Source organism: Yersinia sp. 2553 StPb PI, assembly GCF_052217105.1.
GTDB lineage: Bacteria > Pseudomonadota > Gammaproteobacteria > Enterobacterales > Enterobacteriaceae > Yersinia > Yersinia enterocolitica_E.
Genome location: NZ_JAZGPX010000002.1, coordinates 1,913,216 through 1,925,821, shown reverse-complemented (window position 1 = coordinate 1,925,821; position 12,606 = coordinate 1,913,216). Strand labels below are relative to the sequence as shown.

Sequence of the window (12,606 nt, the reverse complement as noted above, 5' to 3'; positions counted from 1 at the left end):
CTGCTGGGCGATATTGATAGCTTTTCACTGGCCGTCACAAAAAATTTTAAATAGTGAAGCAATCATCAGATAGCTAATTTTCCTCATGTCGTTATTTACCCGTGCGTTACTGATTTTATTCAGAGCAACATCACCAAAGTTCTACGTCAAACAAGCGGAATGGAAAGATCCTGAGCCAGGACATATCAATTGGTTCAATGTAATTAACGAACCAATTGATGATGCCGTAGGATTGAATCGAACGAAAGTTTGTCCCTGATTGTTGGCGCTTAAATTCAATGAATGTTTACTAATGATCTAACTGGTTTTATGACGAATTTCTCGCGGAATGCGCTGCCCTTGTGAATCGAAGTAACGATTCGGCCAGATTTCACTCGCTGGTATACCCAGAGCGTCTGCGATGAGTCGTTCACCTTTCGGCCATGGCCGGATTAGTGCATTTGCCAGAGTTGATGAACTAAGACCGGCTTCCCGTGATACGGCTGCTAGCGTGGTGTTTCGTTTACGTAGAGCTGCAATGATATCGGCAGGATGCCAGTCCATTCGCAGATTTCGTGGTTCAATATTCATACTCCCTCCTCTTGTATTAAAATTATACTTTCCCCAGTGAATTTTAAATTCATTATAGGTGAAAAAACAAACAAAAATAAAGTTAAAATTTATCTAGGAAAGAAATACTTCAAGAAGGTTTTGTCGAGAGAGGCGATAATCAGCCTATGTTAATCAGTACCGTGGATAACGCTGTGATTGGTAAGCGATTAAAATTGGCCCGAGTGAACAAGGGATTAAAACAGACAGAGCTTGGTTGCCTCTCTGGACTGGATGAAGAGACGGCAAGTTCTCGTGTGAGCCAATATGAAAGAGAGGTCAGTTCGCCGGATTTTGGTCTGGTTTGCCGGTTCGCGGCGGTGCTGGATGTGCCGGAAGCTTATTTCTATGCTGTGGATGACGATCTCGCTACCTTGATCTTGCAGTATCACCGGTTCAAAAAATCTAATCCTAACTCCACTTTACTCATCACACCCCAGTGAGATTGATGTCCAAACCGACCTTTTAGTGCTCAATTTTTATGCATTTATTCTTCCAAATTTAATTATTACTTCTATAAATAAATGCTTCCTTTATTTTTGAATTAAAAATAAGCAAAAATAAATTTTAAATTTACTGGGTAAAGAATTACTTTAAGAGCGGTGTGCCTGGAACGGCGATAATCGGCTTATGTTAATCAGTGAAGCAGGTAATACCGTGATTGGTAAACGATTAAGATTGGCTCGAGTGAACACGGGATTAAAACAGGTAGAGCTCGGTTGTCTGGCTGGACTGGATGAGGAGACGGCAAGTTCTCGTGTGAGCCAATATGAAAGAGAGGTCAGTTCGCCGGATTTTGGTCTGGTTTGCCGGTTCGCGGCGGTACTGGATGTGCCGGAAGCTTATTTCTATGCGGTCGACGAGGATCTCGCAACGTTAATTTTGCAGTATCATCGTTATAAGAAAAGTAACCCTAATTCTACCTTACTAATTACCCCGCAATAGACCTGCATCCCTGTATCTATCGCCTGAATGATTTCAGGTACTGCCCAATTTTTTGTTAAAAATAGATACAATCTTTCGGTAAGTAAGCTGCAAAGCAGATCCCTTTTATCAGGATCTGCTCTTATCAGAGCGTTATCGATCAGGTTGTTCCAGCCGTCTTATGTTGCGCATAAACGTATGACGCAACATATCCTTCTCGGTTCATATCAAGATAATCCGACCACCACTGCATCATCGCTTTACGGGCATCGAGATATTCTGCTTTATGGGTGTAAGCTGCTCTCACGCTGTTGCGTTCCTGATGACTCATCTGGCGTTCAACGGCATCCTGTGACCACAGGCCAGATTCCATCAGGGCACTACAGGCCATGGCACGGAATCCGTGGCCGCAGATTTCATCTTTCGTGTCATAACCCATCAGGCGCAAAGCCTTGTTGACCGTGTTTTCGCACATCGGCTTATATGGATTATGATCACCGGGAAAAATAAGCTCTTGATGCCCGGATATTTCCCGTATCTGTTTCAGAATAGCGATGGACTGACGTGAGAGTGGAACGATATGTGGAGTGCGCATTTTTGCACCACGCCCTGAGTAGCGGACACCGGGGATAGCCTCACGAGTGGCAGGAATGGTCCAGATTCTATTTTTGAAATCGATCTCAGACCAACGGGCGAAGCGCAGCTCGCTGGAGCGGATGAATAGGTGAAGGGTGAGTGATACTGCCTGGCGGGTTAATTCTCGCCCTTGCTTGTAGTTTTGAATGCGTGCCAAAAGTTTTGGTAGTTGTTCCAGTGGAAGGGCAGGGTAGTGGCGTTTAATCGGAAGTGCCGTTATACCATCCAGATTCGCCGCCGGATTGTTTTCTATCAGTTCCTGATGCACCGCATGACGCATGATGTTGCACATATGCTGTCGGGTACGGGCCGCCACTTCCAGCAGGCCTTTTTTCTCGATGCCTTTCAGTAGGTCAATAAAGTGACGGGTTTTCAGTTCGGTGACCGGAAGGTGTCCAATTATCGGGAAGATATGGTTGTTCATGCTGGCAAGCAGACGGGTGGCGTGGTTCTCTGACCAAGTTCGATTACTTTTATGCCAGCTCAATGCCACTGACTTGAAGGATTTTTCCGGTGAGTGAGCGGCTCTTTCTGCGATACGTTGCTGCGCTGGGTTGATATTCTGCGCCAGCAATTTACGGATACCGTCACGCTGCTGACGGGCATCGGCCAGAGATACATCAGGATAGGCACCTAAGCCAAGGCGAGATTCTTTTCTGTTGATACGATATTTAAGATACCAGAGACGTGAACCGCTTGGATTGACTAAAAGGTATAGACCGTGGGAATCGGAAATTTTGAAAGGTTTTTCAGAAGGCTTGAGACTGCGTATTTTAGTGTCGTTCAGAGACATAGGGTGGTCACTCCATAATCGAACTGAAATGACCCCAAATCAGACCACCAATCTTGCCCGATGCGGAGGGGGAAATGAAAATGCATCGGGAAGACTTTTCACACTAACTCGTTGAATCTAAATCTTATAAAGATTCGTGAAGATGCATGAAAACACAAATTTGGCTCCTCTGACTGGACTCGAACCAGTGACATACGGATTAACAGTCCGCCGTTCTACCGACTGAACTACAGAGGAATCGTGTGAACGGGGCGCATGATATCTAGCATGCCCGATACTGTCAACGCTAAATTAGTACATTGCGATTGACTGCTCAGCATCTGAGCAAAGAGGGTGGATATAGCGGCTAAATAAGGCCAGTCCGCGATTTATTATTAACTATCGACTCTTTACTGCTTCAACGAAGGTATAGGTAATTAACTTAGTGGCTGCATATTATAGGTATTTTGATTATCCGCTAACCCATTTTCCCAACGTTTTAATCTGGCGAGTGGGTCCTGACGATAGAATGCGCAGAAATGCTGATAAACAACAGGAAAACGACTTTCTAATAGTTCAGGCGCACTGAAGAAATACTCTGATAATACCGCAAAACATTCCGCCGGATCACTGGCGGCATACGCATCCATACTGGCAGCCTCGACACCTACCATATCTATCTCATCTTGAATACTGTCCATCGCCTGATGCAGGTCATATTCCCATGCAGCTACATCACGCATAGCAATAGGAGGCACCCCGTTAGAATTGCCACCATTACGCATATCCAGCTTGTGTGCGGCCTCATGAATAACCAGATTAAAGCCTGATAAATCAAAGGAATCTTGAATATCTTGCCAGTTCAAGACAATCGGCCCTTGTTCCCAACTTTGACCCGATTGTACCGTTTGACCAGAGTGCACCAAGCCGAGATCATCTTGCCAGTCGTCGTCAACCACAAAAGGTGAAGGATAAATAAGGACTTCATGAAAGCCATCTAACCATTTGGCGCCGAGTTCCATCACTGGCAGTGCGAATAGCAGACAAAGGCGGGCTTGCATCAGCGGTGTTAGTTCTAACCCCTGCAATGGCACCAGCCGCTTTTGTTGCAGCAAATTACTGGCAACAGAAACCAGCCGCTGCTGCTCCTGCTCATTCAGCGGAGCCAACAGTGGGATGTTCAGTGCTTCCTGCCACTGCGCAAGCATCTCCGCTTGCGGTTGATTTGCTTTCCACAGCCACTTAATCATCAGGTTGCCCACAAAGTGATAATTCGAATATCTAAAGCAGGGAGGTGTTGCCATAAACATGCCGTAAAAAGGTGCATGATCGCAACCGTTTCATGGAGAGATACCGGAGCGGCTGAAGAGGTTGCCCCGAAAACGACTGAGAAGATAACCTTTCTAAGGGGAAAACCCCGCTTGCTCCGCCATTATTCAAGCACTTATAGAAAAAAAATTCAGCGATCCTTATCACACTAAGTTGGCGTGGCAAGATGATAAATAATAGATCAGGGTTGTTGATTGTTTGCTGCTATTTAGGCCTATATTTAATTATGACATCAGAGAGTTCTGACTGATGAATCCCAAATGCAGGAGAAGGCTATTCGCGGCTTAACCGGTTTCATTGTAATACTGACGGCACTACTGCTGCCGGGCAGTGTTGCCTATGCAGCGATGGCGGGTGATGCCAGCCCGATGTTCATGCCAATATCGAGTCTCCTTACCTCTGACCCGATTCGGGTCGCTCAACACCATTTTGAGCAGATTGAATCCTATCAGGTCATAATTCATTCTCTGTCAGCACAAGGCGAGGCTACGGTGATTCGTTATAGCTATCGTAAGCCGGGATATGTGCGTATGGATTTTACTGAACCCCACAATGGCGCCGCGCTGGTCTATAGCCCTGACAGTGGCAAAGTTCGATTATGGCCCTTCGGTGTAAACACGCTACCTGTGCTGAGCCTTTTGCCCACCAATACCTTAATACGCGATAAAAATGGCCACCGGGTGGATCAATCAGACATTGGAAGGTTGTTAGACAACATCCAGCGCCTGCAACAAGGTGGCAAGACCGCAATTCTTGGTGAGGAGGTTTTCGCGCAACAACTGGTATTGCACCTCTCAATAACTGGCCCGGCCGGTTTCACTGTGGATAAGGTGCATCGCTGTGACATCTGGCTAGATAATCGATCCCATTTGCCTGTCAAAGTGATCAGTTATGGGGTGGATGAAAGGCAACTGGAAACGGTCATTATGGAGGCAATGATTATCAATTTGCATTTTCCTGAGCGTTTTTTCACCCCTTGATGCGGAGTTCGCTGGTATGGCTGAGTATCGGTTTTCCACCATTTGGCAGGTCAAGGCACCGCTTCAGGCAGTATGGGATATTTTATGCCACCCGGATATGTGGCCGTATTGGTGGAAAAGCCTGGAGCAAATCATTGAGATAGAAAAAGGCGATCTACAGGGTATCGGCGCATTACATCGTTATACCTGGAAAGGTGTACTTCCTTATCGGATAACCTTTGATATTCATGTAGTAACCATTATGCCTTTACATTTGTTAGAGGGGCAGGCGAGTGGTGAAGTTGAAGGGATTGGGCAGTGGTCATTATTTTACAATGGCAGCGACACCATTGTTCGTTACGATTGGCATATTCGAACCAATACGCGCTGGATGAACTGTCTGGCACCAATAGCTGCCCCATTATTTCGCTGGAATCATGATAGCGTTATGCGAGAAGGTGCCAAAGGGTTAGCGCGTAAATTAGGCACACAGGTGGAGATGAGGTGATGCTATCGCTCCATAAGATGGCATTACGTACTGGCTTACAATGATTGGCAGAGTCAAAAAAGATAACAGTAAGTGATAATTATTTCTGTTTATAAGATAATAAAAGTGGCTATTTTTGTTTCTTTTTGTCATGAGATTTGTTGATATTAATTTAATTTTTCGATAAATAGATATTTTTCACTTAAATATTATAAATAATTTGTAAAGATCATTTTTGGCTAAATTTATGTTTGGCATTTTTTGATGTGTTATATCTAAGAATGGTATTTTTTTAAGATGTCCTCATCTATCAGCGTAAGAAAAGTCCCACAAGCCTGTTTTATATTGTTTTTTTATTTATGAGTCATTCACGTGTTTAATATCGAATATAACTTATTTTTATATGTTATCTATCGATTGTAGGTAATTTCCCACACGGAATGAGATATGTCCTGCCGTGAATTTCCACTCTTCTTTTGTTTGTATTCTGTGATTCTTATTATTTGGTAATGCATTTATAACATCACGTTTTGGACTGGATTGACAATATTTAAAATGCTGAAATAATAGCCGTACGAAATCGGATGTCACTGATTCAGGATATTAATCCTAATTAATAGTATTGGTCTAAAACCTTATTTTAAAGCACAGGGAAATAAACATGAAAATTAAAACTAGCAATGCATTAATCGCTGCTATTGCAAGCGTATTTATTGCACAATCAGCATTTGCTGCTGATGGAACTATTACCATTAACGGTCAAATTACAGATACGACTTGTGGTGTCTCTGTCAACAACGGCACTAAAGATGGGACCGTTAACTTACCGACTATTTCTGCAAGCGCACTGAGTTCAGTCAACTCCGTTGCGGGTACCACTCCTTTCAATATCTCGTTGTCTGGTTGTACTGGGGCGACACTGAATAACGCTTATGCTTACTTCGAACCAGGTGCTTTTGTTGAGACCAGCACTGGCCGGTTGAACAACAATAGCGGTACAGCAACTGGTGTTCAGGTTCGTTTGTTAGACAAAAGCAGCACAGCAATCATGGTAGGCGGCGCTAGCCAGGGCGGCGTGGTGGAAGATATTTCCACTGGTGATGCAACATTGGGCTACTACGCACAATATTATGCGAATAGTGGCACTGTTGGTGCTGGTACCGTTGTAACACAAGTCGACTATACTATTGTTTACGATTAATCAAAGCGTGTGATATAGCGTAGCTGGTGGCAAGTGATTGTTATAGCTAATGTTATCTGTTGCCAAATGGGAGCTTAATGCTCCCTGTTTCATTCGCTCTATAATTGGAAACTCTTATGCGCAAAACATACTTTATAGCCTTTGCTTTTGTCACATTACTGGTTGCAGCAACGGTTACCCGTGCTGAAGTAATGATCACGGGTACGCGTGTTATTTATGACGAGAAGCAGCGTGAAGGTGTGGTTAAGGTTTCCAATACCGGTAATATGCCGGTTCTTCTTCAAGCCTGGATTGATAACGGTGATGCGAATGCGCGTCCTGATACCATCAAGGTGCCTTTTAGTGTTACGCCACCAGTAGTGCGTCTGGATCCTAAACGGGATCAGACTATTCGCCTGTTCCGTACTGGCAGCGGCTTAGCAACCGATCGTGAAACGCTTTTTTGGTTTAATTTGCTAGAGATTCCGCCTAAACCCACTAAAGGTGCCACGGGGGAAGATAATAAATTGCAATTGGCTTTTCGTACCCGAATAAAAATGTTCTATCGCCCAGCAGAATTAACGATGCCGATAGAACAGGCTATTACGAATCTGACCTTTTCTAAAAAGGGCAATCAACTGGTTATAAAAAATGCATCACCGTATTATATAACCTTTAGAAAATTGGAGTTACGGGCATCAAAAGAGAGCCCGGCGGTGGCGAACTTGAGCAAAATAAATAATAAGATGATTGCACCTTTTGCTGAGCTTAGCTTACCGGTTAGCGCTAACGGACCAATAAATAATACTACACAAGTTTTTTATTCTGTTATCAATGATCAGGGTGGCGAGACGCAGGGTGTTCAAAAGTTGGCGCAATAAAAACATAAATATAATTAATTAGTCTTTCTCTGCATCCACCGGGTGCATATTTATTAAATGGCCTCGATATAATGTTTAATTATTACATGTATTATCAAAAAAACGAGCGCCCGAAATATTTGTCGGCATTCTCCCTTGTTATTTTTAGCTTGGGCGGCATGCTATTTAATTTACCCGCCTGTGCTGAAGACCCTGAACATGTTGAGTTCAGTGATTCTTTCCTCCGTTTTTCTGTTGATGCCAGCCGCTATAGTGAGGGCAATCCCGTTGCTCCAGGTGAGCGTAGTATTGATATCTATTTGAATGAGCAATGGATCGGGCGTCAGGCGATACGCTTTGAGTTGCCGTCGCCAGAATCTAAAGTGGCTCTTCCGTGTTTTGACTTAAAGTTGTTTGATGAACTCGGAATTGATACCACTAAGCTCACGCCTGATGTACTGAAACAACTGGAAACTGCCAGTGTTTGCTCGTCATTGAGTACTCTGCTGGACGGTGGGAATGCCATTTTTGATGAGAATACCCAGCGGTTGGATATTCAGATCCCACAGGCTTCCTTAATCCGTCAGGCGCGTGGCTATGTTAATCCCAAATATTGGGATGACGGTGTGACGGCGGCAACGCTGAAATATGATTACACCGGTTATCGCAGTAATCAGAGTGATGCCAGCAGCCAGACTTATCAATATCTCGGGCTGCTAGGCGGATTCAACTGGCAAAGTTGGCGTTTATACTATCGTAGCGCATTAAATCGAAGTGACAGTCAGGGATTTGATTATCAAAATCTGGCCACCTACGCGGAGCGTGCGGTGCCATCGTTATATAGCAAAATGACGATTGGTGACTCCAATACTGATGGTCAGGTATTCGACAGTCTCAGCTATCGTGGCATTGAATTAAGCTCGGATGATCGTATGTTCGCTGACTCTCAGCGTGGTTATGCACCCGTAGTGCGCGGCATCGCCCGTACTAACGCCCGTGTCGTGGTGCGTCAACAAGGCCAATCTATTTATGAAACCACGGTGCCACCGGGGCCTTTTACCATCGACGATCTCTACCCTACAGGTCAGGGCGGCAATCTGATTGTCACTATTACTGAAGCTGATGGTAGCGAGCAGTCGTTTACCGTGCCATTTGCATCAATTGCCGAGCTATTGCGGCCGGGAACCACGCGCTATTCTTTAATGGCCGGTGAGTATCGTGATAATTCAATGGCGGAAAAACCGGCTCTCTTGATGGGAACCTTGCGCCATGGCTTATCCAATTTAATCACCGGTAACGGTGGAGTGGTTGCAGCCGAAGGGTATCTATCGGCCTCTGCCGGGCTGGCGTTTAATACTCCCGTAGGCGCGGTGGCATTTAGTTTGACACAAGCACAAACCAGGTTACCCGGTGAGAGTGATCAGAACGGTCAGAGTATGGGCATTACCTATGCGAACTCATTACCGGAAACGAATACCAGCCTGACCATCGCCAGTTACCACTATTCCAGTGACGGTTTTTATACGCCGTCAGAAGCGATGCGCATGCGTGACTATTTGCAACATGGCGAAGTTAATAACACTATTTTCAATTCAAGCCTGCCAGATGGTAATACTCGCTACGATGACAGTTTTAAGTATCGTCGCCGCAATCAGGCGCAAATCAGTATTACTCAAGGTTTGCCAGAGGGTTATGGTTCGTTTTATGCCAATGCGAATGCGCAGGATTATTGGGGCGGGCAGCGTCGCGATATGAATTTCCAACTCGGTTATAATAATAGTTATAAGTCACTGAGTTATAACCTAGCTCTTAATCGGCTGCGCAATATGTCCAGTGGGGATTGGGATAATCAACTGAGCGTCTCTTTCTCCATTCCGTTGGGCAGCAAACGGGGTTCACCGCGGTTGAGCACCAGTTACACCAACACTCGTGACAGCAGTTCAGTTCAAACCGGGGTTTCAGGTTCTGCTGGCGACGATAATCAATTTAACTATGGTGTTTCAGCGGCGAATAACCGTACTGACGTGAACGGTAACTACAACACTGTAGGCGTGACGGGCAGTTGGCTGGCGCCTAAAACGACTATTGGTGGCAGTTATTCGAAAAGTAATGATTACGAGCAGGCCAGTGTCAATATGTCTGGTGGCATTGTCGCCTACGGTGGTGGTGTGGTTTTTGCCTCCTATCTGGGCGATACGGTAGGGATTGTTGAGGCCCCGGATGCTGCCGGAGCCCGTGTGGCCAACTATTCGGGGATGCGTCTCGATAGCAGTGGCCGGGCGGTGGTGCCTTACTTAAGCCCTTACCGACAAAATGATGTAGAACTGGATCCAAAAGGCTTATCGTCGGATGTGGAATTTAAAACTACCAGTCAACGGGTTGCCCCTACTGCCGGTGCGGTGGCACTGGTGAAGTTTGAGACCTCCAGTGGCTATTCGATGTTATTGACCGGACATCGGGCGGATAACACACCACTGCCGTTTGGTGCCGAGGTGAAAGATGCCACTGGTGCCAGTGTGGGCTATATCGCTCAGGGCGGGCAAGCCATGGTGCGGGTGAACCAGCAAGATGGACATCTGCGCGTGATATGGGGTGAGGGCGTTGGTGATAGTTGCGGCTTTGATTATAAATTACCCAGCAGCACATTGGTTAAGGGTGAATTCCGGCAGTTAGAGGTGATATGCAAATGAGTTCTTATCAGAATATAGCGCAATATTACATGGACAGGTTCTGTGGTGCAGCCAGTGATTCGATAGCGCGCGGCTGCCGTCAACTAAAACAACTTTTACTGTGGTTACTGGTGATGAGTAGTTTAGCGATCAGCCATAATGCTAATGCATTGGGCTCTGCCATGGATTGTGACTATAGCGGTACTTACTATATTTATGGCCCGACAACCACACTGCGAGTTCCGCCCAACACCGCGGTTGGTTCGCCGATTGGTTCATGGATAAGCTTCCCCGCAGGGGGCTGGGTGTGCAAGATATTATCCACCTCAATGAATGACAGTATTAAGGCTGGGGCAGGGCTGTTCTCGCCGTACAGCATCGACCGGACAATCAACATTGATGGCAATAGTCACAGTGTATTTTCTTATACCGGTAAAGCTGGCTTAGGCTATGCACTGCGTTTTCGCGTGACCGGCGCAGGTTTCAGCAGCGACTGGAAGCCGATGAATGGCTTTAGCGCGGCAAATATAGTTTATTCCTCACCGCTGTTAGGCCCTATTCCTTACAACAATGGGGCTAATTTTAACTTGAACGTAGAACTACAAATCAAGTTTGTTAAGATTGCCACGACATTAACCAGTGGATGGGTTGCCGCTTTTGACCCTGCTTATGCCTATAACTATCGCACCTATAACAATGGCGCCAGTAGTTATCTTGAATCAACCCGCTACCGATTATTTGATTTTGCGCCAAATTCCCTGAATATCCAGTTAATGACACAGACCTGCACCACACCGGATGTGATTGTCAATTTACCGGATGTCGCCAGCAATAAATTTACTGGGATTGGCAATATTGAAGGGTTAAGATCATTTAATCTCAATTTTAATAACTGCCCTGGTGGATTGGCGGGTATTAATTATACGTTTGGCGCGGCAACTAATGTGCTGAATGCGGCAAATGGTGTGGTAGCGTTGAATAGCGGATCTACTGCCAGAGGCGTGGGGGTATTATTGCGTAGCCAGACAAATACACCTATCGTGTTGAATACCGAATACACCTTGAGCGGCTATAATTCAGCGAGCACGCAGAGCTACACCGTGCCGATGAACGCCGGGCTTTATCAAACTGAAAGCACCGTGCAAAGTGGTTCCGTCAACGGCGCATTTACTTTTACGTTGATCTATAAATGAAAACGCTATCGTACTGGCTCATGCTGTATATCCGCAGGTTCACGCATCGGTATCACGTGTTTGCGGCGGTGACCCTTGCCTCCTTCTTGCTCAGTACCACAGCGCAGGCGGGTATTGCTATTGGTCTGACCCGAGTGGTGGTTACTGGAGATGATAAATCAGGCAGCGTGCAGATCCTCAATAAGGGCAATCGCCCAGCTTTACTGCAACTGTGGGTTGATAACAATATTGCTGAAATGGATAAATCAATTGAGCAGATAAAGGTACCGTTTGTTGTTGATACTCCAGTGTTCCGCCTTGATCCCCAAACCAATAAATCTGTTCGCATTTACTATACCGGTACTGCCGGTCAACTGCCGTCTGATCGCGAATCGATGTTTTGGCTGAATGTATTAGAAGTGCCACCGAAAACCGCTTCACCGCAGGCTGCCGACAATGAAGTGCAAATTGCCTTCCGTTCGCGCATCAAACTGTTCTATCGCCCGGCGGGTATTCCTGCCAGTTCAGAGGGGGTGCTTAACCAACTCTCTTTCAGATGGGTTCCAGAGGGCAGTGGCGGGGTTTTTCGTGTCACCAATCCGACGCCATTTAATGTGACATTCCAGACTGTGGAGATTGCGCAAAGTAAAAGTGCCGCGAGAACCCCGGTTAAGTTGGGGAATGACGATATGGTCGCGCCGAAAAGTAGCATCGATGGTGGGCTAGTCGGTAATCAAATTCCGGCTAAGAATATGACGGTATTCTTCTCAATTATTGATGATTTTGGCTCGACAGTGGAAGGTCAACAGCCACTACAATAACCCGCGTTGTTACTCCTTACTGCTGCGGCGAGACTAACGATAGCCCGCAAACAGGCAAACAACGTGGTCATAAGAAAAATCCTACAAATCAAACGGATACAATTCATTCCTGCTTTGCTTTTCCTATTGGTCTCTCCGGCCACAAGTGATACCTTTCTATTATCACGATGATAAACAGGCGTTTCGCACAGAATTTCAGCAGCGATTTA

12 protein-coding genes and 1 tRNA gene are annotated in these 12,606 nt (G+C 45.7%); 9 read left to right on the top strand and 4 right to left on the bottom strand.

Annotated elements, in window-relative coordinates:
- Positions 1–297: 297 nt before the first annotated feature.
- On the bottom strand, positions 298–570 hold the full coding sequence (locus V2A84_RS10265; protein ID WP_442848786.1) for a helix-turn-helix domain-containing protein: 273 nt from the start codon (positions 568–570) through the stop codon (positions 298–300).
- Between the two features lie 146 nt (positions 571–716).
- On the opposite strand from V2A84_RS10265, the gene V2A84_RS10260 reads away from it, so the two are divergent.
- Positions 717–1,031 (top strand): helix-turn-helix domain-containing protein, encoded by a 315-nt coding sequence (locus V2A84_RS10260; RefSeq protein WP_442848785.1) that lies wholly within the window; start codon positions 717–719, stop codon positions 1,029–1,031.
- A 187-nt stretch (positions 1,032–1,218) separates the two neighbouring features.
- On the top strand, positions 1,219–1,533 hold the full coding sequence (locus tag V2A84_RS10255; protein ID WP_050084395.1) for a helix-turn-helix domain-containing protein: 315 nt from the start codon (positions 1,219–1,221) through the stop codon (positions 1,531–1,533).
- Positions 1,534–1,672: 139 nt separating this feature from the next.
- Here the strand turns inward: V2A84_RS10255 and V2A84_RS10250 are convergent, their stop codons facing one another.
- The 3 genes from V2A84_RS10250 to mtfA form a co-directional block, all read right to left on the bottom strand.
- Positions 1,673–2,941: a tyrosine-type recombinase/integrase gene (locus V2A84_RS10250; protein ID WP_442848784.1), complete on the bottom strand. Its 1,269-nt coding sequence runs from the start codon at positions 2,939–2,941 to the stop codon at positions 1,673–1,675.
- Between the two features lie 161 nt (positions 2,942–3,102).
- Positions 3,103–3,178: transfer RNA gene (locus V2A84_RS10245), tRNA-Asn, on the bottom strand.
- 179 nt (positions 3,179–3,357) lie between these two features.
- Positions 3,358–4,170: a DgsA anti-repressor MtfA gene (gene mtfA, locus V2A84_RS10240; RefSeq protein ID WP_372568999.1), complete on the bottom strand. Its 813-nt coding sequence runs from the start codon at positions 4,168–4,170 to the stop codon at positions 3,358–3,360.
- Between the two features lie 339 nt (positions 4,171–4,509).
- Here mtfA and V2A84_RS10235 point away from each other — a divergent pair, with 339 nt between their 5' ends.
- The 7 genes from V2A84_RS10235 (at position 4,510) to V2A84_RS10205 (ending at position 12,397) form a co-directional block, all read left to right on the top strand.
- Entirely contained in the window at positions 4,510–5,229 is a 720-nt protein-coding gene (locus tag V2A84_RS10235) for a DUF1571 domain-containing protein (RefSeq protein WP_127891202.1), read from the top strand.
- Between the two features lie 16 nt (positions 5,230–5,245).
- The gene (locus tag V2A84_RS10230) at positions 5,246–5,716 is read left to right on the top strand and encodes an SRPBCC family protein (protein ID WP_083159202.1); all 471 of its coding nucleotides are present in this window, start codon (positions 5,246–5,248) and stop codon (positions 5,714–5,716) included.
- 640 nt (positions 5,717–6,356) lie between these two features.
- Complete coding sequence (locus tag V2A84_RS10225; protein WP_083159201.1) at positions 6,357–6,896, top strand: fimbrial protein; 540 nt, start codon at positions 6,357–6,359, stop codon at positions 6,894–6,896.
- A 116-nt stretch (positions 6,897–7,012) separates the two neighbouring features.
- The gene (locus V2A84_RS10220) at positions 7,013–7,756 is read left to right on the top strand and encodes a fimbrial biogenesis chaperone (RefSeq protein WP_083159200.1); all 744 of its coding nucleotides are present in this window, start codon (positions 7,013–7,015) and stop codon (positions 7,754–7,756) included.
- Between the two features lie 86 nt (positions 7,757–7,842).
- Complete coding sequence (locus V2A84_RS10215) at positions 7,843–10,425, top strand: fimbria/pilus outer membrane usher protein (protein WP_442848783.1); 2,583 nt, start codon at positions 7,843–7,845, stop codon at positions 10,423–10,425.
- A complete protein-coding gene (locus tag V2A84_RS10210; RefSeq protein ID WP_442848782.1) occupies positions 10,422–11,597 on the top strand; it encodes a fimbrial protein in 1,176 nt (391 codons plus the stop codon). Before V2A84_RS10215 ends, V2A84_RS10210 begins: the two co-directional genes overlap by 4 nt.
- Positions 11,594–12,397, top strand: coding sequence for a fimbrial biogenesis chaperone (locus V2A84_RS10205; protein ID WP_442821036.1), 804 nt, complete (start codon positions 11,594–11,596; stop codon positions 12,395–12,397). Before V2A84_RS10210 ends, V2A84_RS10205 begins: the two co-directional genes overlap by 4 nt.
- The last annotated feature ends 209 nt before the right edge of the window (positions 12,398–12,606 follow it).